This window comes from Rhodanobacter sp. B2A1Ga4 (assembly GCF_018101315.1).
Lineage (GTDB): Bacteria > Pseudomonadota > Gammaproteobacteria > Xanthomonadales > Rhodanobacteraceae > Rhodanobacter > Rhodanobacter thiooxydans_A.
This window is the reverse complement of sequence record NZ_JADBJR010000001.1, coordinates 1,428,093-1,452,141: the sequence shown is the minus strand read 5'-3', so window position 1 is coordinate 1,452,141 and position 24,049 is coordinate 1,428,093. Positions and strand designations below refer to the sequence as shown.

Sequence of the window (24,049 nt, the reverse complement as noted above, 5' to 3'; positions counted from 1 at the left end):
CATGCGCGTCTCTACCAGCTGGATGCAGCAGCAATCCGTCGGCAGCATGCTGGAGCGGCAGGGCGACCTGTCCGACCTCAACATCCAGTTGAGCACCGGCAAGCGCATCAATCAGCCATCCGACGATCCGGTAGGCGCAGCGCGTGCGCTGGAGCTGACCCATCTCGGCGCCGACAGTGCGCAGTACCAGCGCAACATCACCACGGCGAACGCGCGGCTGGGGCTGGAAGACCAGACCCTGTCCAACGTCAGCGGCGTGCTGGGCCGCGTGCGCACACTGCTGCTGCAGGCTGCCAACGGCTCGCAGACCGACGAGACGCGCGGCGACATCGCCGCGGAGATGGTGCAGTTGCGCCAGCAGTTGCTCGGCCAGGCCAACAGCAAGGACGGCCAGGGCGACTACCTGTTTGCCGGCAACCGCACCGGCACTGCGCCGTTCGCTTCGCAGGACGGCGTGAGCTACCTGGGCGACGACGGTCAGCGCATGGTCGCCGCCGGCCCCGGCCTGCAGGTGGCTACCGGCGATCCGGGCAGTGCGGTGTTCGCCGATATTCCCACCGGCAACGGCAAGTTCGCGATCAGCGCCAGCGCGGCGAATACGGGCAGCGCGGTAGCCGGCGCCAGCAGCGTCAGCGATCCCAATGCGAATCCCTCGGCGTGGGACGGTGGCAGCTACAGCATCGTGTTCACCGCCGCCGATGCGTATGAAGTACGCGACGGCGCCGGCACGGTGCTGGACAGCGGCAGCTATGACGCAACCGGCGGCGGCAACATCACCTTCCATGGCGCGCAGGTGGCATTCAGCGGCGAGCCCGGCGCAGGCGACACCTTCTCGCTGGGCGCGTCCGCCAAACAGGACGTATTCACCACGCTGGACAACATCATCAATACGCTGCGCCAGCCCGGCGGCGGCGCCGACATGCAGAACAGCATCAACACGCAGTTCGCGAATCTCGACCAGGCGATCGACACGATCACACGTACCCGCGGCATGGTCGGTGCGCGCATGAATGCGCTCGACCAGCAGAGTGGACTCAACGACGACCTGACCCTGCAGTACAAGAGCGCGCTGTCGAACGTGCAGGATCTGAACTACTACGACGCGATCAGCCAGCTTGGCGCGCAGACCACGGCGCTGCAGGCGGCGCAGCAGACGTTCACGAAAATCCAGGGTTCGAAATTGTTCGATTATTTGCGTTGACAAGACTCAAGTTTCGGTGTGGTGGGTCGAAACAGTTCACAAGGCGGATGCATTCAATGGTGAATCCCCGCCGGATTGTCTGAGCCGACTCACATCGGCACACCACCCCGATTCGGAGAATTCCCATGGTCATGAGCGTCATCACCAACATCAGCTCGCTGAATGCCCAGAAAAACCTGGCCACCTCGCAGAGCAAGCTCGCCACCGCGATCGAGCGTCTGTCCTCCGGCATGCGCATCAACAGCGCGAAGGACGACGCCGCCGGTCTCGCCATCTCGACCCGCTTCACCACCCAGATCAACGGCCTGAACCAGGCGGTCAGCAATGCCAACGACGGCATCTCGCTGGCGCAGACCACCGAGTCGGCGCTGAACGAGGTGACCAACAACATGCAGCGCATCCGCACCCTGGCGGTGCAGTCGGCCAACGCCACCAACTCCGACAGCGACCGCGCCGCGCTCGACGCCGAAGTGCAGCAGCGTCTGGCGGAAATCACCCGTATCTCCACCCAGACCAGCTTCAACGGCCGCCATGTGCTGGACGGCAGCTTCGGCAATGCCGCGTTCCAGGTCGGTGCCAACGTCGGTGAAACGATTTCGGTGAACCTGAGCCAGGGCGCGCGTGCCGATCAGATGGGTTCGCTTGCCACCGGAACCGGCGGCGCCGTAACGACCAGCGCGCTCGTGGCTAGCAACCTGAAAATCCAGGTGGGCACCGGTGCAGTCACCAATATCGCGGCCTCGGTGGCCGGCCCCTCGGCCGGGCAAGGCGCCGGAAGTGCGTACGCGAAAGCCGCAGCGATCAACGCGTCCAATGTTTCCGGTTTGACCGCCACGGCCAGCAACTCGGTCAGCGGCGCCTTCACCAGTACCGGTGGCGCTGCCGGCAATACCTACGCGTTGAACATCAACGGTCAGGATATCTATGCCGCAGGTACGGATACCTCGGGCGGTGCGTTGACGGGCGACAAGGTGGTCGCGCAGATCAACGCCTACTCCACCCAGACCGGAGTGACCGCCAGTGTGGACGCTGGTGGCAACATGACCCTGTCGACTGTCGATGGCCGTGATATCAACGTCACTCAGACGGTAGGCGGCGGCGCCACGGGTGGCCTGGCAGCAGGCATGGTCACGGATACCTACGGGAAGCTCACGCTGAGCGCTGCATCCGCCATCACGTTCTCGGGTTCGCAGTCGGCCGACATCGGCTTCTCGGCGAATATCGCGCTCGACACCACGAAGACTCTGGCATCGGCGAACGTGCTGACCGTGGACGGCGCCAACTCCACCATCAACCGCATCGACGCGGCGCTGGCGACAGTCAGCGGGATGCGCAGCAACCTCGGCGCGGTGCAGAACCGCTTCAGCTCCACCATCGCCAACCTGCAGACCATTTCGCAGAACCTGAGCGCGTCGCGCAGCCAGATCCAGGATGCCGACTTCGCCGCGGAAACCGCGAACATGTCCAGCGCCAACATCCTGCAGCAGGCCGGTGTCTCGGTGCTGGCGCAGGCCAACGCCTCCACCCAGAGCGTGCTGAAACTGCTCGGTTAACAGCTTGACCCGAAACGGCCGCCAGGCATGGCGGCCGTTTCCTCCATTTTGAGGAAACCCGCTCATGGCAATCACCGTTGGCTCCACCACACCGACCACGGGTTTGCTGACTTCACTGGGCGTGGGTTCCGGACTCGATGTGGCCTCGCTGGTCGACAAGCTGGTGGCCGCCAAAAAAGCGCCGCAGCAGGACCAGATCACCAACCAGGCCCAGGTTGCCAATACCCAGCTTTCCGCGCTGGGCCAGGTCGGCGCCGCGCTTTCCGCGCTGCAGTCGGCGATGGCTTCGCTTACCGACGGCAGTGCGTTCGCCAGTCGCACCGTGACCAGCAGCGACACCACGGTCCTTGGCGCCGGCAGCGACGGCACCGCCGTCAGCGGCAGCTACAACATCGCGGTAACCAGGCTGGCCAGTTCGTTGAAGGCGTCTTCCGGAGCGTTCGCCAGCGCCAGCACCGCGGTCGGTACCGGTACGCTCACCCTCGCGGTGGCGGGCAAGTCGATGAGCCTCACGCTCGACAGCACCAACAACTCGCTCGCCGCGGTGCGCGATGCGATCAACAAGGCCAGTGACAACCCTGGTGTGTCAGCGACCATCGTCACCGGCAGCGATGGTGCGCATCTGGTGCTGAGTGGTACGCAAACCGGTGCGGCGAACAGTTTCACGGTAAGCAGCAGTGGTGGCGATGGCGGCCTTGCCGCGTTGAACTACGACGCAGCTGCCACAAGTGGCAATGCGCTGAGCGTGATCAATGCGGCCAGCGACGCGAATTACACCATCGACGGACTGTCCGCCAGCAGTGCCAGCAATACCGTCAGCTCCGCTATCGACGGGCTTACGCTCAATCTCATCAAGGTCGGCAGCAGCACGCTCAGCGTGTCTAATGATTCCTCCAAGGCGACCAGCGCGCTGACCAACCTGGTCAGTACGTACAACAGCTTCGTGGGCATCTACCAGAACCTCACCAGGTACGACGCCACCAGCGGAACCGCTGGCGCGATGATCGGCGATGCCACGTTGAACAGCATCAACAGCACCTTGTCGAGCATTGTCGGCGGCACCGCGAACGGCACGACGCTGTCATCCATCGGCATCTCGCTGCAGGTGGACGGCACCCTGAAGCTGGACAGCAGCAAGCTGGCCACGGCGTTGTCCGATGGCGGCAAGACCGTCGGCAACCTGTTTGCCGGCACTGGCGGATTCGCCGCCAAGCTGAACACGTCATTGAACACCTGGGTCGGTGATTCCGGCCTGCTGGCCGGGCGCACCACCAGCCTCAGCGAACAGTTGAAGGACCTGTCGAACCAGCAGACCACACTCAATAGCCGCATGGATGATCTCACCGCACGCTACCAGGCGCAGTTCACCGCACTGGATACGTTGATGAGCAAGCTCAACAGCACCAGCACTTACCTGCAGCAGCAGTTCGACGCGCTCAACAACAGCAACAAGAAGTAAGGGAGACGATCATGGCATTCGGCTACGGCGCAGGCGCCTATCAACGGGTCCGTTCGCACGGCGGCGTGGAATCGGCGGACCCGCACGGGTTGATCACGCTGCTGATGGACGGCGCGCTGGAGCGACTGGTGAAGGCGCGTGCGCACATGCTGCGCGGCGAGGTTGCGGCGAAGGGCGAGGCGATAACGCGCTGCATCGAGATCCTCGGCGGCTTGCGCGACAGCCTCGATGCCAAGGTTGATCCGGCAATGGTCGAGCGGCTGGATTCGCTCTACGACTACATGAGCCGCCGCCTGCTGCAGGCCAACCTGCGCGACGACGCCAACCTGATCGACGAGGTCAGCAACCTGCTGCAGCCGATCCGCGACAGCTGGGTGAAGATCGCCCCCGCCGTCGTCGTCCAGCCTGGGGTTGGCGCGTGAGCACGGACGTGCTGGAACTCGCGCTGCAGCTGACCCGCAGCATGCTGACCGCCGCGCATGCGCAGGAATGGTCGCGGCTGATCGAGCTGGAGGCCGAGCGCGAGCCGTTGCTGCTGCGCCGGCATGCGTCCGACCCGGACAGCCTGGCCCGGCTGGACGAGATTCTGGCGTACGATCGCCAGCTGCAGACGATCGTCGGCAGCGCGCGGAACTCGGCGGCCGAGCAATGGCAGCGGGAAACCGATCGCGCCCGCGCGATCGCCGCCTACGCGCAGCCGTGACGGGTCGCGGCTGCTGAGTTCCATCGCCGAAAGCCGCCGGCGTGGCGGTTCGGCATCACCGCGTCGCGGAGCCACGCCATGACCTCAGACAGCACACCCTCGGGCAGTACCCCATCGGATAGCGCCGCGGCGGCCGGCTGGGACGATTTCGAGCATCGGGTCAGCTGCGAGGAGAGCCTGCATGCCGACTGCGAGCCGCTGGCCTGGCCGCCGTCGCCGGCGTTGCTGCAGCAGCTGGCCGAACGCAACGCGAACGTGCTGGCCGCGATCGCCGCGCTGGAAGAGCGTCGCGCCGACAGCGGCGAAGACGACAGCCCGCTGATGCAGGAAATGCTGCGGATGGACGCCAAGCTCACCGTGCTGGTGGAGATCGTCAACAACCTGCTGGTACCCGGCAGCGTGCTGCCACCGCGGCAACTGCTGCGCTTCAATGCGATCGGCGCGATCCTGCCCGCGGGCCTGGCGCCGGCCGGCGGCGGCCTGCTGCTGCGCATCCGTTTCGACCTGTGCCGCAGCCTGCCGCTCGAACTCGCCGCACAGGTGCAGCGTCAATTCGACGATGGTCGAGTGTTCGTGATTTTTGCGCCATTGGGCGATGCACTGAGTGACGCAATTGAGCGTCTGGTTTTCCGCCATCACCGACGCAAAGTGGCAGGGGCACGCCAGCCGGTGGTGTGAGGGGCGACCTGGTCGATGCATCAGATGTGATGCAGTTCGCAATTGCGAAACCCCGCCGGCGCTTCTCTCCACGTCGGTCACATTTGGCATGTGCGCAAGGCCATGCCGCGAACGCCGCGCAAACCATCCATGTTTCATGCAGTTAGGGAACATGGTTGCGCCTATTTGTCGATGCGGTGGTGGTGGTTTTTCCGACAGGTGACATTTTGTCACCACGCTGGCCGGAAACATTGGCCTCCTAATTGCTTATGGTTCATCAGGCCGGCAACGGAAGCCCGGCATCGATGAAAAAGCGTTCCCGCTGGAAGCATGGGGCCGCCAAATAAGCAGTGTGGTAAGGAGAAAGCAGTGCAGAAATTCGACTTCCTGGTCATCGAATCCGATGAGGCGCGTGTGGACTCCGTGCTTTCGGCACTTCACTTCCTGGGCTACCGGCCGCAACGCGGCGCCGCCTGCAGCGGGACGGATGAATCCACCCACGCATGGCGCGCCGTGTACATCGGCAGCATCGACGACGACGCCGAGGCGGAGCGCCAGTTCGCCCTGCTGGGTGCCGCGGCGTCGCACGTACCGGTGTTGCTGGCCGGCGATTCACCCTGGCTCGAGCGCTTCAGCGCGCCGGCATCGCCGTTTGCCGCACGGATGGCCACGCTGGCATTCCCGCTGCGCTACGAGAAGATGGCCGAGGCCATGCGCAACATCTATGCGCGGCTGCTCGGCGGCCAGTCCGGCGCGCTGCGCTTCGTCGGCAACGCGGCGTCGATGCTGCGCGTCAACGCGCTGATCCGCCAGGTCGCGCCGTTCGACTCCACCGTGCTGGTGCTGGGCGAGTCGGGCACCGGCAAGGAAATGGTGGCGCGGGCGATCCACGAGCATTCGCCGCGCCGCGACAAGCCCTTCGTGGCGATCAACTGCGGGGCGATTCCGGCGGAACTGCTGGAGAGTGAACTGTTCGGTCACGAGAAGGGTTCCTTCACCGGCGCGATCAGCGCACGCAAGGGCCGTTTCGAAATGGCCGAAGGCGGCACGTTGTTCCTCGACGAGGTCGGCGACATGAGCCTGCCGATGCAGGTGAAGCTGCTGCGCGTGCTGCAGGAGCGCGCCTACGAGCGGGTCGGCGGCAGCAAGACGATGCGCTGCGATGTGCGCATCATTGCTGCCACCCACCGCAACCTGGAAGAATCGATCGCCAGCGACCGCTTCCGCGAGGACCTGTTCTACCGGCTCAGCGTGTTCCCGCTCGAACTGCCGTCGCTGCGCGAGCGGCTGGACGACCTGCCGGTGCTGGTGGCCGAGTTCAACCAGCGCCTCGCCCGCCGCGGGCTGGGCGTGGTGCGCTTCAGCGCCGGCGCGATGCAGGCGCTGCGCACGCATGCCTGGCCGGGCAACGTGCGCGAGCTTTCCAACCTGGTCGAGCGCATGGCGATTTTGTTCCCGCACGGCGAGGTGCGCGGCAGCGACCTGCCGAAGAAGTACCGCGGCCAGCAGGCCGTCGACGAAGTGCATGGCGCTGCGCTGCTGGCGCTGATGGACGACGAGCTGCCGCCGCGCGAAGCCGGTCTGCAGCCGGTGGCCGAGGCGCTGCGCACGCTGCCGGAGCAGGGTCTGGACCTGAAGGATCACCTGGCCGACATCGAAGTGGGGCTGATCCGCCAGGCGCTCGACGTCACCGGCGGCGTGGTGGCGCATGCCGCGCGCCTGCTGCACATGCAACGCACCACGCTGGTGGAAAAACTGCGCAAGTACGGCTTGCAGAACAGCCTGGCGGCGTGAGCGTCGGGATTGGCTCCTGCCCTGCTTGTCCGCAAGGGAGGGGGCAACCCACGGCGCCCCCAATGGCACGCCTCGTGCAACCACTCACTTGAAATCCCGTCACGCGTCGGGAATCCGTCATGAGGACGCATCGCGATGAGCACCATCGACGTCAACAACCTGCTGTCCCAGATGCGCCAGATGACCGCGCAGGTGCGTGCGCCGGAAGCGGCGGTGAAGCCGGCGACCAGCATCGGGCAGGCCGATTTCTCCGACGTGCTCAAGCAGTCGCTGTCCGCCGTGGGCCGCAGCCAGCTGGAAGCTGGCCGCATGGCGGCGAGCTTCGAGCGTGGCGATCCCGGCGCAGACCTTGGCCGCACGATGATCGCGGTGCAGAAGGCCGATCTGTCGCTGCGCACCGTGGTCGAGGTGCGCAACAAGCTGGTCGACGCCTACAAGGAAATCATGAACATGCCGGTCTGACGCACATGCGCCGAACCGGTTCCGCCCCCTAGCCAAAGAGCAGCAGCATGGCCGACAACGCCATCGCGACGACCGCCAACAACGGTACGCGCCTGGACCCCTTCAAGCAGCTCGCCCGCAACCCGGCGACGCGGCAGCTCGTGCTGCTGGTGGCGGTGGCCGCGGCGGTGGCGCTGGGCGTGGCCGTGGTGTTGTGGTCGCGCGGCCCGAACTACGGGCTGCTGTACGCCGGGCTGGAGCAGAAGGACGCCTCGGCGATCACGCAGGAACTGCAGGCGGGCAACACGCCCTACCAGCTGAACAGCGACGGCTCGTCGATCATGGCGCCGGCCGCTGACCTGGCCGCGCTGCGACTGAAGCTGGCCGCGAAGGGCCTGCCGCAGGGCAGCGCCAGCAGCAGTGCGCTGCCAGCCACTGACTCGCCGTTCGGCATGAGCGACCTGGCCGAGCGCACGCGCTACCAGCAACTGCTGGAAGCCGACCTGGGCACCACCATCGGCGGACTGCAGTCGGTGCGCGCCGCGCGCGTGCACCTGGCGCTGCCGAAACCCTCCGCCTTCATCCGCGACAATCGCGAAGCCAGCGCCTCGGTGCTGGTCACGCTGTACCCGGGCCGCCAGCTCGACGCCGGCCAGGTGGCGGCGATCGTGCACCTGGTGGCGGCCAGCGTGCCGAACCTGGAAGCGCGCCAGGTTTCGGTGATCGACCAGCAGGGCCAGTTGCTGACCACCGACCCGGAAAGCCCGGGCGCGGTGGGCGACAACCGCCTGCGCATCGCCACGCGGATCGAGAACACCTACGCCCAGCGCATCGAGGAATTGCTGATGCCGCTGGTCGGTCCCGGCCGGGTGCACGCGCAGGTGCATGCCGACCTGGATTTCAGCCGCACCGAGAAAGCGACCGAGACGTTCGGCCACGACCACCCGGCGCTGCGCAGCGAGCAGACCAGCAGCGAGCAACACGGCGCCGATGCCGCCGGCGGCGGCGTGCCCGGCGCACTCAGCAACCAGCCGCCGGCCACGGTGGCGCAGCCCACCGCGGCCAGGCCCGATGCCGGCAAGGCCGCCACAGCGACGGCCACGGCAACCGCCGGCAACCCGGGCGAAAATTCCAGCAGCGCCACCCGCAACTACGAACTGGACCGCACCATCAGCCACGTCAGCGATCCGGCGGGGCGGCTGGCCCGGCTGACCGTGGCGGTGGTGCTGGACGACAAGCTGGCCAGTCCCGCCAGCCCGGACGCCAGTGCCGACGAACCGGCGGCGGCGCCCAAGAGCGTGCCGTTCAGCACGCAGGAACTGCAGCACCTGACCGAGCTGACCAAGAATGCGGTCGGCTTCGATGCCGCCCGCGGCGACAGCGTCAGCGTGGTGAACCAGGCGTTCCAGCGCGGCGCGGCACCGGAGGCGCTGCCGGAAACCCCGTTGTGGGGCCGGCCCGGCGTACTTGACCTGTTCAAGCAGGGCGCCGGCGTGCTGATCGCACTGCTGGTGGCGTTCGGCCTGCTGCGCCCGCTGCTGAAGGGCCTGCTGCGCGGCGAGCCGGCGACGCGCGCGCTGCCCTCGCCGATGCCGCAGATCTCGGTGCGCGTCGACGACGAGCCGGCCGCGAACGAACCGGCCCGGCTCGGCGGTGCCATGCCGACGCTTTCCTACGAGCAGCGCGTCGGCCAGGCCCGGCGGATGGTCGGCGAAAACTCCAAACAAGTGGCGCAAGTCGTGAGGAACTGGGTGAGCGAAGATGGCAACTAATCGTTCCGATGCGCCCGTCAATGGTGCACAGCGCGCGGCAATCCTGCTGCTGACGCTGGGTGAGCAGGATGCCGCCGAGGTGCTCAAGCACTTGAGTGCGCGCGACGTGCAGGCAGTCGGCACCGCGATGGCCGGGCTCACCAGCGTCTCGCGCGAGCATGTCGAGCACGCACTGGCCCGGCTCAACCAGGACATGGGCCAGCAGACCTCGCTGGGCGTCGGCACCGAGGAATACATCCGCAAGATCCTCACCAACGCGCTGGGCGAGACCAAGGCCGGCGGGTTGATCGACCGCATCCTGCTCGGGCGCTCCAGCAAGGGGCTGGAGTCGCTGAAGTGGATGGAGAGCCGCGCGATCGCCGAGATGATCAACCAGGAGCACCCGCAGATCATCGCGCTGGTGCTGGCGCACCTGGAGCCGGACCAGGCCGCCGAGGTGATCGGCTACCTGCCGCCGCGCGTGCGCTCCGACGCGGTGATGCGCATCGCCACGCTCGACGGCGTGCAGCCGCATGCGCTGAACGAGCTGGACGAGATCATGGAGCGCCAGTTCTCCGGCAACACCAAGAAACTCAAGTCCGCCAGCGTGGGCGGGCTGAAGGCCGCCGCCGACATCCTCAACGCGATGGAAACCAGCCGCGAAACCGAGCTGATGACCGCCATCCGCAGCCAGGACGATGCCCTGGGCGGGCGCATCGAAGACCTGATGTTCGTGTTCGAGGACCTCGCCGAGCTGGACGACCGCGGCATGCAGACCCTGCTGCGCGAGGTGCCGTCGGGCACCCTGATCACCGCATTGAAGGGTGCCGAGCCGGAGGTGCGCGAGAAGATCTTCGCCAACATGTCCAAGCGCGCCGCCGACATGATGCGTGACGACCTCGAAGTGAAGGGGCCGGTGCGCCTGAGCGAAGTGGACGCGGCGCAGAAGGAAGTGCTGGGCATCGCCCGCAAGCTTTCCGACGCCGGCCAGCTCAGCCTCGCTTCCGGTGGGGATGAATTCGTCTGATGGCTGCCAGCATCCACGACGTGGCGGCGGAGTTCCAGCGCTGGGAGCTGCCGAACGTGGGCACCCGGCCGACTGTGACGCCGGCAGCCAATGCGATGCCACAGCCGACCGTGCGCGAGCTGGCGGCGCTCGAGCAGCAGGCGCGCGAAGAAGGTTACGCGGCGGGCCACGCCGAAGGCGCGGCGGCGGCGCAGCAGCAGCTGCGCCAGCGCATGGCCGAGCTCAACGCGCTGTACGACGCGGCGGCGCGCCCGCTGCAGGTTCTCGACGAGCAGACCGGGCAGGAGCTGGCGCGGCTGGCCATGGTCGTGGCGCAGCGGGTGATTGCGCACGAGCTGCAGTTGTCGCCCGCGCTGGTCATCCAGGCGGTGCGCCAGGCTGCCGCCGCGTTGCCGGCCGCCACGCGCGAATTGCGCGTGCACCTGCATCCGGCCGACCTGGCCTTGCTGCGCGAATCGGGCGCAGCCGAAAGTCATTGGCAACTGCTGGCCGATCCCGCGCTGAGCCGCGGCGATTGCCGTCTGGAGAGCGAACGTTCGCGACTGGACGCGCGGGTGGAAACCCGCCTGGCGGCGATGATCGATGCCGTACTGGGCGAGGATGCCGCTGACGGAGTGGCCGGCGCATGAGTATCGACGCCGTCGCCGCTGCCCGGCAGACGCGCTGGCAACGGCAGCTGGCGCGCCGCAGCGCGCGGGCCGAAGCGCAGCGCACACTGGTGGTGGAGGGCAGCCTGCGCCGGGTGGTCGGCCTGACCCTGGAAGCGGAAGGCTGCGAGGCCGCGCTCGGCGCGCGCTGCCTGGTCGACACGGCCGACGGCGCCACGCTGGAGACCGAGGTGGTCGGCTTCGCCGACGAGCGCCTGCTGCTGATGCCGGTGGGCGACATGCACGGCGTGCTGCCGAATGCGCGGGTGCGCCCGTACGCGCGCAGCGGCGGCCTGCCGGTTGGCATGGGCTTGCTCGGCCGGGTGGTCGGCGCCGATGGCGTGCCGCTGGACGGCTTCGGTCCGCTGGAGTCGGACGAGCACGCCGCGCTCAAGCGCGAACCGATCAACCCGATGGCGCGCAAGCCGATCGACGCGCCGCTGGACGTCGGCGTGCGCGCGATCAACGCGCTGCTCACCGTCGGCCGCGGCCAGCGGCTGGGCCTGTTCGCCGGTTCCGGCGTGGGCAAGTCGACCCTGCTCGGCATGATGACCCGCTACACCAACGCCGACGTGGTGGTGGTCGGCCTGATCGGCGAGCGCGGCCGCGAAGTGAAGGAATTCGTCGAACACACGCTGGGCGAGGAAGGGCGGCGGCGCGCGGTGATCGTCGCCGCGCCGGCCGACGCGCCGCCACTCAAGCGCCTGCGCGGCGCGCAGTACGCCACGGCGATCGCCGAATGGTTCCGCGACCGCGGCCAGCGCGTGCTGCTGCTGATGGATTCGCTGACCCGCTACGCGCAGGCGCAGCGCGAGATCGCGCTGGCGATCGGCGAGCCGCCGGCGACCAAGGGTTACCCGCCATCGGTGTTCGCGATGATGCCGGCGCTGGTCGAGCGCGCCGGCAACGACGCCGACGGGCGCGGCTCGATCACCGCGTTCTATACCGTGCTGACCGAGGGTGACGATTATCGCCACGACCCGATTGCCGACGCGGCACGCGCGATCCTGGACGGCCATATCGTGCTGTCGCGCGACCTCGCCGAAGCCGGCCACTACCCGGCGATCGACATCGAGGCATCGATCAGCCGCGTGATGCCGGCGGTGGTGGCGCGCGAACACCTGCGCGCGGCGCAGCGCTTCCGCCAGGTCTATTCCGCCTACCGCCAGCAGCGCGACCTGATCGCGGTGGGCGCGTACCAGAAAGGCTCCGACCCGCAGGTCGACCAGGCGATCGAGCTGTGGCCGCAACTGCGCGCCTTCCTGCAGCAGGAAGTCGACGAGCCGATGACGCTGGAAATGGCGATCGAAACACTCGATGCCCTCGCCGGGCAGGTGGCCGGATGAGTTCGCGCGCACATCAGCTGGAGCCCGCGGTGGAGCAGGCCAGGCAGCGCAGCGAAGACGCGCTGACGCAGCTGGCGGTACAGCAGCAGGCGCTGGCCCGGGCAGAGCACCAGCTCAGCGAGCTGCACCGCTACCGGCTGGAGTACGCGGCTGCCGGCGATGGCGCGCAGAGTGTGACGGCACTGCTCAACCGACAGCAGTTCGTGGAACGGATCGACCGGGCGATCGTGCAGCAGGAGGCCGAGGTGGCCCGGCAGGACCGCCAGCTGGTGCAGGTGCGCGATCACTGGCGGCGTGCGCATGCTCGCGAAAGCGCGCTGGTCAGCGTGGTCGCACAGCACCGCGAAGAAGAACGCCGGGCCGCGGACCGCCACGAGCAGGCCGAGGTCGACGAACGCATGCAATACCGGCGACTGCGATGAAAGCTCCGCTCGCCTCGCCGCTGCCGCCCCGCCCCTGCGCTACCCTGCCGCACCTTGCGTGGCCGGCCGCACGTGCATCCATGACAGAAGGATGGCCCCCGCCATGAGCGCTCCCGTCACCGCCACCGCTACCGGACCCGTCGCCACCGCAGGGCCGCGATCCACCACCGCGGGCGAGCTGCGCGACAGTGCCGGCAACGGCGCGGCGAACGAGTTCGACAGCCAGTTGCACGTCGCGCGACAGCAGCATGACGCCAGGAACACGGACGATGCACCGGGCAACCAGGATGACGGCAAGCGCATGCCGGCAACATCGCTATCGACGGACCGGCAGCCGGTTACTGCCCGACCGGCTGATCCGGGCACGTCGCCGGCATTGCCGCCGGCAACACCCGTGAGCGTGCCGGCGGCCGGGACGGTCGCGTCGGCGACAACCGCGCACGCAGACAAGAACGAGCCGGACGGCCAGCCAGCGCCCGCCGTGGCCGCCGCCATGCTCGCCCTGCTGGGCTCGTCGGTGGCGGCTGCGCTGCAACCGGCAACCGGCCACGCCGGTGTGGGCGCCGGCTCGTCGGGGTCGGCCGGCAAAGCCGTGGCCGGCGGTGTCGGGACTGTCACCATGTTTCAGCTCGACAGCGTCGGCAGTCCGGGCGCCGCGCCTGCCGGCACGCTGCCGCTGGCAGCCAGCCTGCCAGCGATGGCAGCCACCGCCCTGCCGGCTTCGACCGCCGCCGACAAGGATTCAGCGGAGGGACGCGGCTTGCTGATGGCGATGGCGCTGCCGGCCCCACCCGCTGCCACCACGGCACCGGCGGCACCGCATCAGCTGCAACTGCCGGCGTCGCCGGGGAGTCCCTCGTTCGCCCAGGACCTGGGCCAGCAGGTGGCCTGGCTGGGCGGGCAGAGCATCAAGCAGGCGCGAATCCGCCTGCACCCCGAGGAGCTGGGCTCGCTCGACGTCAGCGTCAGCGTGAACCACGGGCGTGTCGACGTGGTGTTCAGCGCACAGCACGCGGCAGCGATCCCGGCGGTGCAGCAGAGCCTGCCGCAACTGGACCAGATGCTGGCGCGGCACGGCCTTTCGCTCGGCCATGCCGAAGTCGGCCAGCATGATCGCGGCGACCGCCGCGGCCATGCCGAAGGCGGTGGCACGGCCGCGCTGGACGAAATCACCGACGTCCACGGTGGCATGCCGTCGATGCTGGGCAAGGTCGGCCTGCTCGACGCGTTCGCCTGAGTCCCGTTCGCCCCGGTTCCCTGCACCAGCCTGACGCCCGCGCGATGGCTTCGCCGCGGCACCGGCCGGTGGATTGTCGCGTGCGGAGCGGCCCGCCGTGATCGCGTCGCGTCGATGCACCGGCGGGCGTCAAGAAAGCGCCGCGTGCGTGGCGCATCCGCCGCGGAACCAGCTGGGGCAACACTTTCCGCCGATGGCACGTGGTTTGCTTTTGATGCAAGGCACGTGCACTGCACATGCCTTTCAACTATCTGCAGATCGAGGTTTTCATGGTCGACGAGGAACAAGCTGGCGAGGTGGCCGATGCCACGCCCGAGCGCAAGAGCCGCAAGCCGCTGGTGATCGCGGTGTCGGTGCTGCTGCTGGCACTGGGCATCGGTGGCTATGCATGGCAGTCGCGCCAGTCCGTGCCGGGCAAGGCCGGCAAGTCGACGCCGAAGATTGCCCAGGCCGAACTCTACCTGCCGCTGGACCCGGCCTTCGTGGTGAATTTCCGCGACGCCGAATCGCTGCGTTACCTGCAGGTCGGGGTCACCCTGATGTCGCATGACCCCGCGGCGATCGAGGTGGCCAAGGCGGCCGACCCGGTGATCCGCGATGCGTTGGTGGCGCTGTTCAGCAACCAGGACTTCGCGATCATCGGCGATGCCGCCGGGCGCCAGAAGCTGCAGGCCGATGCGCTGACCGCCGTGCGCAAGATCGTCAAGGCGCGGCTCGGCCGGCCCGGCGTCGACGCGCTGTACTTCACCAGTTTCGTGATGCAGTGACGAAGAGGCCGCAGGCATGAGCGATCTGCTTTCCCAGGACGAGATCGACGCGCTGCTGGACGGCGTCAGCGGCGGCGCGGTAGCCACCGGCGGCGACGAGCCGCCGCCGGTCGACGCGGTGATCGCGTATGACTTCACCCAGCAGGACCGCATCGTGCGTGGGCGGCTGCCCACGCTGGAAATGGTCAACGAACGCTTTGCGCGGTTCTTCCGGCTGGGCGTGTTCAACGTGTTGCGCAAGACCTGCGAGGTCTCGGTGCTGGGCGTGAAGATGGTCAAGTTCGCCGAGTACGTGCACAGCCTGGCGGTGCCGAGCAACCTGAACCTGGTGCGCATCAAGCCGCTGCGCGGCACTGCGCTGGTGGTGTTCGAGCCGCGCTTGGTGTTCACCGTGATCGACAACTTCTTCGGTGGTGACGGGCGCTTCCACGCGCGTATCGAGGGGCGCGACTTCACCGCCACCGAGAACCGCGTGATCCAGATCATGCTGGAGGAACTGTTCGGCGCGATGACCGAGGCGTGGGCGCCGGTGCTGGGCCTGCAGTTCGAGTACCAGAACTCCGAGATCAACCCGCAGTTCGCCAACATCGTCAGCCCGACCGAGACGGTGGTGGTGTCGCGCTTCCACGTCGAACTCGACGGCGGCGGCGGCGAGATCCACCTGAGCCTGCCGTACGCGATGGTTGAACCGATCCGCACCCTGCTCGACGCCGGCGTGCAGAGCGACCGCGCCGACCGCGATGACCGCTGGGCGGAGATGCTGCAGGAGGAGGTGTTTGACGCGGAGGTGGGCCTCAGCTCGCTGCTGCTCGACCTGCAGCTCACCCTCGGCGAGTTCCTGCACCTGCGCCCGGGCGACGTGATCCCGGTGCAGTTGCCGGAGCTGGCCACCGTCTACGCCGAGGACGTGCCGGTGTTCCGTGGCCACTACGGCCAGTCCGGCGGCCGCAACGCCGTGCGTTTCCATGCCCAGGCCGGGCGCCGCGAGAAGCGCGCGGCCGGCGACAACTTCAAAGAGAAGACCCCCGCATGAACCAGTCCGCTGAAACCTTGTCCGCCACCGCCGGCGAGCGCGTCGAGTTCGATTCGCTGCACGGCCTCGCCGCCGGCAGCGGCGACGTCAACCTCGACATGATCCTGGATGTGCCGGTGACCCTGGCGATGGAAGTCGGGCGCACCCGCATCAGCATCCGCAACCTGCTGCAGCTGAACCAGGGCTCGGTGGTGGAGCTGGACCGCGCCGCCGGCGAGCCGCTGGACGTGTTCGTCAACGGCACCCTGGTGGCGCACGGCGAGGTGGTGGTGATCAACGAGAAGTTCGGCATCCGCCTGACCGACGTGATCAGTCCGGCCGAACGCGTGCGCAAGCTGCGCTGATGGGCACCCTGGCCCTCATGCTCGCCGTTGCGCCGGCGGCCACGCCGGAATTCAATGCGGCCGGCGAACTGGTGCGCGTGGTGCTGAGCCTGCTCGGCATCATCGGCCTGATCCTGGCCGCCGGCTGGCTGACCCGGCGGATGCAGCGTCGCCATGGCGTGGCCGGGCGGCGCATCCGCTGCGTGGAAACGTTCGCGGTGGGCGCGCGCGAGCGGCTGCTGCTGCTCGATGCCGACGGCAAGCGCCTGCTGATCGGCATGGGTCCGGGCGGCATGCGCACGCTGCACGTCTACGATGGCGCAGCGGCCGAGCCCGTCGTGATCGAACAACCTGCCGCTCCGCCGCTGCCCGCGTTTGGCGAGCTGCTGGCACGCTGGAAGCGCAGCGCATGAGGGCGTGGCGCTGGATCGCCGTCGCGTCGCTGCTGCTGTTGCCGCTGGCGGCGCTGGCGGCGCCACCGCCGGGCATTCCGCTGGTCAACGTGCAGAACGTGCCCGGCGGCGGGCAGAGCTGGACGCTGTCGCTGCAGGTGCTGGCGCTGATGACGGCGTTGACGCTGCTGCCGGCGATCGCGCTGATGATGACCTCGTTCACCCGCATCATCATCGTGCTCGGTTTCTTGCGCCAAGCGCTGGGCACGCAATCGACCCCGCCGAACCAGGTGCTGCTGGGGCTGGCGCTGTTCCTCACCCTGTTCGTGATGTCGCCGGTGCTCAACCGCGCCTATGCCGATGGCGTGAAACCGTACATGGACGGCCAGCTCGCTGCCGAGCAGGCGCTGCCGGCGGCGTCGGCGCCGTTCAAGCACTTCATGCTCGACCAGACGCGCGAGGCCGACCTGGCGCTGTTCACCCGGCTGGCCGGTGAAAAGCCCTATGCGAGCAAGGCCGACGTGCCGTTCAAGGTGGCGATGCCGGCGTTCCTCACCAGCGAGCTGAAGACCGCGTTCCAGATGGGCTTCCTGCTGTTCATCCCGTTCCTGATCATCGACCTGGTGGTGGCCAGCGTGCTGATGTCGATGGGCATGATGATGGTTTCGCCGATGATCATCTCGCTGCCGTTCAAGATCATGCTGTTCGTGCTGGTGGATGGGTGGACGCTGTTGCTGGGGACCCTGGCCGGGAGCTTCTACACGTGAGCGCCCGCGCCTCTGTAGGAGCCCGCTCATGGGCGATGTTCTGGTCTGTCTCCGCATTTGGAGCGAAGAGCTTTCAAAGCAGGAGCTTTCAGAGCAAAGGCTTTCGTCTGCCTGCGGCAGCCGAGTTACTTTCTCTTTGCGTGGCCAAAGAGAAAGTAACCAAAGAGAAAGGCCACCCCGCTTCCGCGCTTTCCGGGCATCCTGCCCGGAAAGTTCGCGGCCGGGCTACGGGGTTTGTCGACAGGGCATCCTGCCCTGACGACAAACTGGTTCGCATCCCTGCGAACCACCCTGCGGGCTTTCCTTCGCCCGCCCGCCGCTGCAGAGGGGCCCCGGGTAGAGCAGCGGGCCATCGTGGCCCGCACTCTTCAGAAGGGCCAAAGCAACAGCCAGAGCAGCAGCCAAGGCAACAACCGCAGCAAGGCAGCAGCAGTGTGGGACTCCGCTTTGCAGTTTATGCTTTCGCTTCCCAGCTTTATCACCGAGTGCGGGCCAGGAAGGCCCGCTGCTCTACCCGGGGTCCCTTGCGCGGCGGTGAGACGGGGACGACAGGCCGCGCAGCGGGCGTTGCCATGGATGGCAACGCCTTTTCGCGCGGGCAGGATGCCCGCTCGAAAAGCCCGGCCCCGGCTCACGGACTTGCCGGGCAGGAGCCCGGCAAGCGCCAAGCGGGGTGTCGTTTTCTCTTGGTTACTTCTCTTTTGGACAAGCAAAAGAGAAGTAACTCGGCTGCCGAAGGCAGACGAAAGCTCTTCGCTTTGAATGCAGCAAGAGCATCGCGTACGACCTTCGCCACTGCTGCGGCAAAGCACGCCACCGGAGCCCGCGCATGACCCCCGAATCCATCATGGAAATCGGCCAGCACGCGCTGTACGTGGCGATGCTGGTGGCCGCGCCGTTGCTGCTCACCGCGCTGGCAGTGGGCCTGCTGGTGGGCGTGATCCAGGCCGCCACGCAGATCAACGAGATGACCCTGAGCTTCATCCCCAAGCTGATCGCGATGGCGCTGGTGGCGCTGATCGCCGGGCCGTGGATGTTGCGCCTGCTGGTGCAGTACACCGCGCAGCTGATCGAGAGCCTGCCGGGCGCGGTCAGATGACGGCGCTGGACCTGGCGCAGTTGCCGCTGTGGCTGGGCAGCCTGTTCTGGGCGGTCGGTAGGGTGAGCGGGCTGTGCCTGGTGGCGCCGGTGTTCAGTGCAACGGTGGTGTCGGCACGTATTCGCATCGGCGTGGTGGTGGTGCTGTCACTGGTGCTGGCGCCGCTGGCGCCGGTGACGATCGACCCGCTCAGCGGCGACGGCGTGGCGACGATGGCCGGGCAGGTGTTGATCGGCGCGGCGGTGGGCTTCGTGCTGAAGCTGGTGTTCGAGGCGGTGTCGTTCGGCGGCGAACTGGTGGGGCAGAGCATGAGCCTGGGCTTCGCCGAGGTGGTCAATCCGCATGCCGGTGGCAGTTCGAACGTGCTGAGCCAGTTCTACCTGCTGCTGGTGACCTTGCTGTTCCTGGCGATGGACGGCCATTTGCGCCTGATCGCGCTGCTTGCCGACAGCTTCCGCAGCCTGCCGCCCGGCGTGCCGGCGATCGACACCAACGGCCTGCACGCGGTGGTCGGCTTCGCGGCGGAGCTGTTTTCCGGCGCCGTGCGCGTCGCCCTGCCGGCGATGACTTCGTTGCTGGTGGTGAACATCGGCTTTGCCGCGATCAGCCGCGCGGCACCATCGATGAACCTGTTCGCGGTGGGCTTCCCGATCACGGTGTCGCTGGGATTCATCGCCTTGTGGCTGTCGCTACGCAGCCTGCCGGGTGCGTTCGAGGCGCTGCAGGATGACGCCTGGTCACTGATGCGCAACCTGCTGGGGAGCTGACGGCGATGTCGGACGACAGCGACCAGGAAAAAACCGAACAACCTACCGAAAAAAAGCTGCGCGAATCGCGCGAGAAAGGGGAGGTTCCGCGATCGCGCGACCTGTCCGGCGCGCTGGTGGTGTTGGCTGGCGTGGCGGCACTGCTGAACAGCGGCGAGAGTGCGTTCCTGCATGCGCGGCGAATCTTCTCGCTGGGCCTTGGGTATTCGCGCGAGGCGCTGTTTTCCGACGCCTTGCCGGGACGCACGCTGCATGCGGCGTTGCGCGAGGCGCTCGACCTGTTCGCACCGGTGGCGGTGGCGACGATGCTGGCCACGCTGGCCGCGCCGTTGTTGCTGGGCGGGCTGAACTTCAGCGCACAGGCGCTGCAGCCGAAGTTCGAACGACTCGATCCGATCAAGGGACTGGGCAAGATTTTCGCGATGCGCGGCCTGGTCGAGCTGGGCAAGGCGCTGTTGAAGCTGCTCTTCATCGGCGCGGTGCTGGCCCTGCTGCTGCGGCACTGGCAGGGCGAGTTGCAGGCCACCGGGCGCGGCTCGGTGATGGCCGGGATCGTGCAGTCGATCGGCCTGCTCGGCCGCGCCGCGCTGTGGTTCGGCTCGATGCTGGCGCTGATCGGCGGCATCGATGCCCTCTACCAGAAGTTCGACCACGCGAAAAACCTGCGCATGACCCGGCAGGAGATCAAGGACGAGATGAAGGAGAGCGAGGGCAATCCCGAAATGAAGGGGCGCATTCGCCAGGTGCAGCAGGCACAGGCACGCCGCCGCATGATGGAGGAACTGCCCCGGGCCGACGTGGTGGTGGTCAACCCGACCCACTTCGCCGTGGCCCTGCGCTACGACGACGGCCGCATGGGCGCGCCGCGGGTGATCGCCAAGGGCGTCGACGTGCTGGCCGCGCAGATCCGCCTGGTGGCGGGCTCGCATCGCATCCCGCTGGTCGAGGCGCCGCCGTTGGCACGCGCCTTGTATGCAACCACTGAACTGGGTCGGGAAATCCCCGCCGCGCTGTACGTGGCGGTGGCCCAGGTCCTGGCCTACGTGTACCAGCTGAAGCAAGCCGCGGCGCAGGGCGAGACACCACCGGCAGCGCCAACCCCCGAGGTCGATCCCGACCTGATGGGGCCTTACCGCGAATAACCACGAGTCAAATCCATGACGGGTGCAGATGTACTAGGCAACTTCAAGCACCTGGCGCGACGGGGTATTGGCGCGCCGGTGATGATGCTGGTGATGCTGGCGATGCTGATGTTGCCGTTGCCGCCGTTCCTGCTCGACATGCTGTTCAGCTTCAACATCGCGCTGTCGCTGGTGATCCTGCTGGCTGTGGTCTACGTGATGCGGCCGCTGGAGTTCGCCGCGTTCCCCACCGTGGTGCTGATGGCGACCCTGCTGCGGCTGGCGCTGAACATCGCCTCCACCCGCGTGGTGCTGCTGCACGGCCACGACGGCCCCGGCGCCGCCGGCAAGGTGATCGAGGCGTTCGGCGAGTTCGTCATCGGCGGCAACTTCGCGGTGGGCCTGGTGGTGTTTGCGATCATCGTGGTGATCAACTTCGTGGTGATCACCAAGGGCGCCACCCGCGTGTCGGAAGTGACCGCGCGCTTCACCCTGGATGCGATGCCGGGCAAACAGATGGCGATCGACGCCGATCTCAACGCCGGCCTGCTGACCCAGGAGCAGGCCCGCGAGCGTCGCCAGGAAGTGCGCGAGGAGGCGGACTTCTACGGCTCGATGGACGGTGCCTCGAAATTCGTGCGTGGCGACGCCACCGCCGGCATCCTGATCCTGTTCATCAACATCGTCGGCGGCTTCTTCGTCGGCGTGATGCAGCACGGCCTGTCCGCCAGCGAGGCGGCCAAGACCTACACCCTGCTGACCATCGGTGATGGCCTGGTGGCGCAGGTGCCGGCACTGATGCTGTCGATCGCCGCGGCGATCATCGTCACCCGCGTGTCCAAATCGCAGGACATGGGCAAGCAGGTGATCGGCCAGGTGTTCGGCCAGCCGCGTGCGCTCGGCGTGGCGGCAGCAGTGCTGATCGTGATGGGCGTGATCCCCGGCATGCCGAACGTGGCGTTCCTGCTGCTCGGTGCCAGTTGCGGCGGGGTGGCGTGGCTGCTCCTGAAGCGCGAGCGCGAGACCCGCGCCAGGCTGGCCGAGTCGGTCGCCGAGAAACCGGTCACCACCGCGCCGGCCGAGCGTCTGGAGCTGGGTTGGGAGGACGTGGCCAGCGTCGATCCACTGGGCCTGGAAGTGGGCTACCGGCTGATTCCGCTGGTCGACGTGCACCAGGGCGGCGAGCTGATGGGGCGGATCAAGTCGGTGCGCCGCAAGCTGTCGCAGGAGCTCGGCTTCCTGGTGCCGGCGGTGCATATCCGCGACAACCTGGATCTCGGTCCGAACACCTACCGGATCACCCTGATGGGCGTGCCGATGGGCGAGGCCGAGGTGCACAACGAGCGCCTGATGGCGATCAATCCCGGCCAGGTGCACGGCACCCTGCAGGGCATCGCCACGCAGGACCCGGCATTCGGCCTGGAGGCGGTGTGGATCGAGAGCGGCCAGCGCGAGCTGGCGCAGAGCTACGGCTACACCGTGGTCGACCCGGCCACGGTGATCGCCACCCATCTGTCGCACATCCTGCAGGGCCACGCGCACGAATTGCTCAGCCACCAGGACGTGCAGCAGCTGCTGGACCGGCTGGCTGCCAATGCGCCGAAGCTGGTCGAGGACCTGGTGCCCAAGCGCATGGCGCTGGGCGTGGTGGTCAAGGTTCTGCAGAACCTGCTGGCCGAGCGGGTGCCGATCCGCAACATGCGCAGCATCGTCGAATCCTTGGCGGAGCATGCGGGGCAGAGTCAGGATCCCGGCGTTCTGACCGCCGCCGTGCGCGTGGCGCTGGGCCGGCAGATCGTGCAGGAGATCACCGGGCTGGGCACCGAGGTGCCGGTGATCACGCTGGCGCCGGAGCTCGAACAGATCCTGCTCGGCTCGCTGTCCGGCGGTGGCGGCGTGGCCGGAGCCGCGGTGGAACCGGGCCTGGCCGACCGCCTGCAGCAGAGCGTGGCCGACGCCGCGCGGCGCCAGGAATTGAGCGGTGAGCCCGCGGTTTTGCTGGTCGCGCCGCTGCTGCGGCCGTGGCTCGCACGCTTCACCCGCCACGTGGCACAAAACCTGCACGTACTCGCTTACAACGAAGTGCCCGACAACCGTCGGGTGCGACTGGTGCAGGCCTTGGGGCGATGAGAAGCCGGGAATCGGGAGCAGGCATGGTGAATAGGCAGAACAAAAAACAAAGGCGTCGCAGCTTCGCCGTGAGCCGCTCTTCCCATTCCCCATTCCCCACTCCCGAATCCCGTTTGCGGAGCAAGCATCAATGAAGATCAAGCGTTTCGTGGCGCCCGACATGCGCCAGGCCATGCGCGAAGTGCGCGAAGACCAGGGACCGGAAGCGGTGATCCTGTCGACGCGTCGGCTGGACGAAGGCATCGAGCTGATTGCAGCGATCGACTACGACGAGGCGCTGATGCGCGAAGCCGCCAGGCACGGTGCGCCAGCGCCCGAAGTGCCGTCGGTCGATGCCGAGTCCGAGTCCGCGACGGCGCCGAAACCCCGCGTGGCAACGATCGAACCCGCGCTGCGCCCGCCGGCCACCGTGGACGCACCGCCGCCCGCGCGTGCGGCGAAGGCCACGCTGGCGATGCACCCGCTGATGGAGCGCACCGCGCAGGACACCGCACAGATGCGCAGCGAACTGGGCGACCTGCGCGAGATGCTGGAAATGCAGCTGTCCAGCCTGGCCTGGAACGACATGGAGCGGCGCCAGCCGCTGCGCGCGCGGATCCTGCGCGAGATGACGCGGCTGGGCATCGAGCCCGACGTGGCGCGGGCCCTGGTGGCCGAGCTGCCCGAGCCGATCAACGCCGAGCAGGCGCGCTACCTGCCGCTGGGCATGCTCAGCCGCAGCCTGATGGTGAGCGGCCGCGACCTGTGCGGCGACGACAGCGGAGTCATCGCGCTGGTGGGGCCGACCGGCGTGGGCAAGACCACCACCATCGCCAAGCTGGCGGCACGCGCGGTGATGCGCCACGGTGCCGACCAGGTGGCGCTGGTCAGCACCGACCACTATCGCATCGGTGCCGCCGCGCAGCTGGAACACTACGGCCGGCTGCTCGGTGCGCGGGTCTACCCGGCCTACGACGCAGCGAGCCTGCGCAAGGTGCTGGAGATGCTGCACGGCAGCCATACCGTGCTGATCGATACCGCCGGCGTTGCCGGCAGCGACCCGCGGCTCAACCAGCAACTGGAAATCCTTGCCGATGCCCGCGACCTGCGCGCCTGCCTGGTATTGGCGGCGAACGCACAGTCGCAGGCGCTGGACGAGGCAGTGCGCGCCTACCTGCCGTTGAAGCCGCACGCCTGCATCCTGACCAAGCTGGATGAAGCCCCGGCCCTGGGCGGCGCGCTGTCGGTGCTGATCCGCCACCGGTTGCCGCTGGACTACACCACCGACGGCCAGCGCGTGCCCGAGGACATCGCCGCGGCGGATGCGCGCGTGCTGGTGTGCCGTGCCGCGCAGTCACTGAAGAGCCCGCCGCCCGACGACGGCCTGATGGCCGAACGCTTCGGTTTCGCGGTGGCTGGCGCATGAGCGGGGT

At 67.8% G+C, this 24,049-nt stretch carries 24 protein-coding genes; all 24 read left to right on the top strand.

The features are described 5' to 3' along the window. The first annotated feature begins 1 nt into the window (after position 1). The 24 genes from flgL to flhF all read left to right on the top strand — a co-directional run bounded on the left by flgL (position 2) and on the right by flhF (position 24,042). Positions 2-1,201, top strand: coding sequence for a flagellar hook-associated protein FlgL (gene flgL, locus IMW82_RS06890; protein WP_108470740.1), 1,200 nt, complete (start codon positions 2-4; stop codon positions 1,199-1,201). A gap of 125 nt (positions 1,202-1,326) precedes the next feature. Further along, complete coding sequence (locus IMW82_RS06885) at positions 1,327-2,754, top strand: flagellin (protein ID WP_108470739.1); 1,428 nt, start codon at positions 1,327-1,329, stop codon at positions 2,752-2,754. Positions 2,755-2,818: 64 nt separating this feature from the next. Continuing rightward, the gene (fliD, locus tag IMW82_RS06880) at positions 2,819-4,213 is read left to right on the top strand and encodes a flagellar filament capping protein FliD (RefSeq protein WP_108470738.1); all 1,395 of its coding nucleotides are present in this window, start codon (positions 2,819-2,821) and stop codon (positions 4,211-4,213) included. A gap of 11 nt (positions 4,214-4,224) precedes the next feature. Next, on the top strand, positions 4,225-4,635 hold the full coding sequence (gene fliS, locus IMW82_RS06875) for a flagellar export chaperone FliS (protein ID WP_211004091.1): 411 nt from the start codon (positions 4,225-4,227) through the stop codon (positions 4,633-4,635). Continuing rightward, positions 4,632-4,916: a flagellar protein FliT gene (locus IMW82_RS06870; RefSeq protein WP_234411263.1), complete on the top strand. Its 285-nt coding sequence runs from the start codon at positions 4,632-4,634 to the stop codon at positions 4,914-4,916. Before fliS ends, IMW82_RS06870 begins: the two co-directional genes overlap by 4 nt. 78 nt (positions 4,917-4,994) lie before the next feature. Beyond that, the gene (locus IMW82_RS06865) at positions 4,995-5,594 is read left to right on the top strand and encodes a PilZ domain-containing protein (protein ID WP_108470736.1); all 600 of its coding nucleotides are present in this window, start codon (positions 4,995-4,997) and stop codon (positions 5,592-5,594) included. Between the two features lie 348 nt (positions 5,595-5,942). Next, the gene (locus IMW82_RS06860; protein WP_345777118.1) at positions 5,943-7,367 is read left to right on the top strand and encodes a sigma-54-dependent Fis family transcriptional regulator; all 1,425 of its coding nucleotides are present in this window, start codon (positions 5,943-5,945) and stop codon (positions 7,365-7,367) included. 135 nt (positions 7,368-7,502) lie between these two features. Further along, the gene (gene fliE, locus IMW82_RS06855) at positions 7,503-7,829 is read left to right on the top strand and encodes a flagellar hook-basal body complex protein FliE (protein ID WP_211004089.1); all 327 of its coding nucleotides are present in this window, start codon (positions 7,503-7,505) and stop codon (positions 7,827-7,829) included. A gap of 47 nt (positions 7,830-7,876) precedes the next feature. Continuing rightward, the gene (fliF, locus tag IMW82_RS06850) at positions 7,877-9,580 is read left to right on the top strand and encodes a flagellar basal-body MS-ring/collar protein FliF (protein WP_108470733.1); all 1,704 of its coding nucleotides are present in this window, start codon (positions 7,877-7,879) and stop codon (positions 9,578-9,580) included. After that, on the top strand, positions 9,570-10,586 hold the full coding sequence (gene fliG, locus IMW82_RS06845) for a flagellar motor switch protein FliG (RefSeq protein WP_108470732.1): 1,017 nt from the start codon (positions 9,570-9,572) through the stop codon (positions 10,584-10,586). Before fliF ends, fliG begins: the two co-directional genes overlap by 11 nt. Then, complete coding sequence (locus tag IMW82_RS06840) at positions 10,586-11,215, top strand: flagellar assembly protein FliH (RefSeq protein ID WP_108470731.1); 630 nt, start codon at positions 10,586-10,588, stop codon at positions 11,213-11,215. The genes fliG and IMW82_RS06840 overlap by 1 nt, the downstream gene beginning before the upstream one ends. After that, positions 11,212-12,579 (top strand): flagellar protein export ATPase FliI, encoded by a 1,368-nt coding sequence (fliI, locus tag IMW82_RS06835; RefSeq protein ID WP_108470730.1) that lies wholly within the window; start codon positions 11,212-11,214, stop codon positions 12,577-12,579. The genes IMW82_RS06840 and fliI overlap by 4 nt, the downstream gene beginning before the upstream one ends. Next, positions 12,576-13,001, top strand: a complete 426-nt coding sequence (fliJ, locus tag IMW82_RS06830; RefSeq protein WP_108470729.1) for a flagellar export protein FliJ — start codon at positions 12,576-12,578, stop codon at positions 12,999-13,001. The genes fliI and fliJ overlap by 4 nt, the downstream gene beginning before the upstream one ends. A gap of 103 nt (positions 13,002-13,104) precedes the next feature. Next, positions 13,105-14,238 carry a flagellar hook-length control protein FliK gene (locus IMW82_RS06825; protein ID WP_211004088.1) on the top strand — a complete coding sequence of 378 codons (1,134 nt, stop codon included), beginning with the start codon at positions 13,105-13,107 and terminating at the stop codon, positions 14,236-14,238. Between the two features lie 269 nt (positions 14,239-14,507). After that, entirely contained in the window at positions 14,508-15,005 is a 498-nt protein-coding gene (locus IMW82_RS06820) for a flagellar basal body-associated FliL family protein (protein ID WP_211004313.1), read from the top strand. 16 nt (positions 15,006-15,021) lie between these two features. Then, a complete protein-coding gene (fliM, locus tag IMW82_RS06815; RefSeq protein ID WP_211004087.1) occupies positions 15,022-16,038 on the top strand; it encodes a flagellar motor switch protein FliM in 1,017 nt (338 codons plus the stop codon). Beyond that, positions 16,035-16,382, top strand: coding sequence for a flagellar motor switch protein FliN (gene fliN / locus IMW82_RS06810; protein ID WP_108470726.1), 348 nt, complete (start codon positions 16,035-16,037; stop codon positions 16,380-16,382). The genes fliM and fliN overlap by 4 nt, the downstream gene beginning before the upstream one ends. After that, positions 16,382-16,774, top strand: coding sequence for a flagellar biosynthetic protein FliO (locus IMW82_RS06805; protein WP_211004086.1), 393 nt, complete (start codon positions 16,382-16,384; stop codon positions 16,772-16,774). The genes fliN and IMW82_RS06805 overlap by 1 nt, the downstream gene beginning before the upstream one ends. Next, complete coding sequence (fliP, locus tag IMW82_RS06800; RefSeq protein WP_211004085.1) at positions 16,771-17,520, top strand: flagellar type III secretion system pore protein FliP; 750 nt, start codon at positions 16,771-16,773, stop codon at positions 17,518-17,520. The genes IMW82_RS06805 and fliP overlap by 4 nt, the downstream gene beginning before the upstream one ends. Before the next feature lie 829 nt (positions 17,521-18,349). Then, complete coding sequence (gene fliQ, locus IMW82_RS06795) at positions 18,350-18,619, top strand: flagellar biosynthesis protein FliQ (RefSeq protein WP_108470723.1); 270 nt, start codon at positions 18,350-18,352, stop codon at positions 18,617-18,619. Next, complete coding sequence (fliR, locus tag IMW82_RS06790) at positions 18,616-19,386, top strand: flagellar biosynthetic protein FliR (RefSeq protein ID WP_108470722.1); 771 nt, start codon at positions 18,616-18,618, stop codon at positions 19,384-19,386. Before fliQ ends, fliR begins: the two co-directional genes overlap by 4 nt. 5 nt (positions 19,387-19,391) lie before the next feature. After that, positions 19,392-20,528, top strand: coding sequence for a flagellar biosynthesis protein FlhB (gene flhB, locus IMW82_RS06785; RefSeq protein ID WP_108470721.1), 1,137 nt, complete (start codon positions 19,392-19,394; stop codon positions 20,526-20,528). Between the two features lie 15 nt (positions 20,529-20,543). After that, positions 20,544-22,637, top strand: a complete 2,094-nt coding sequence (flhA, locus tag IMW82_RS06780; RefSeq protein ID WP_211004084.1) for a flagellar biosynthesis protein FlhA — start codon at positions 20,544-20,546, stop codon at positions 22,635-22,637. Positions 22,638-22,767: 130 nt separating this feature from the next. Beyond that, positions 22,768-24,042, top strand: a complete 1,275-nt coding sequence (flhF, locus tag IMW82_RS06775; protein ID WP_211004083.1) for a flagellar biosynthesis protein FlhF — start codon at positions 22,768-22,770, stop codon at positions 24,040-24,042. Positions 24,043-24,049: the final 7 nt, after the last annotated feature.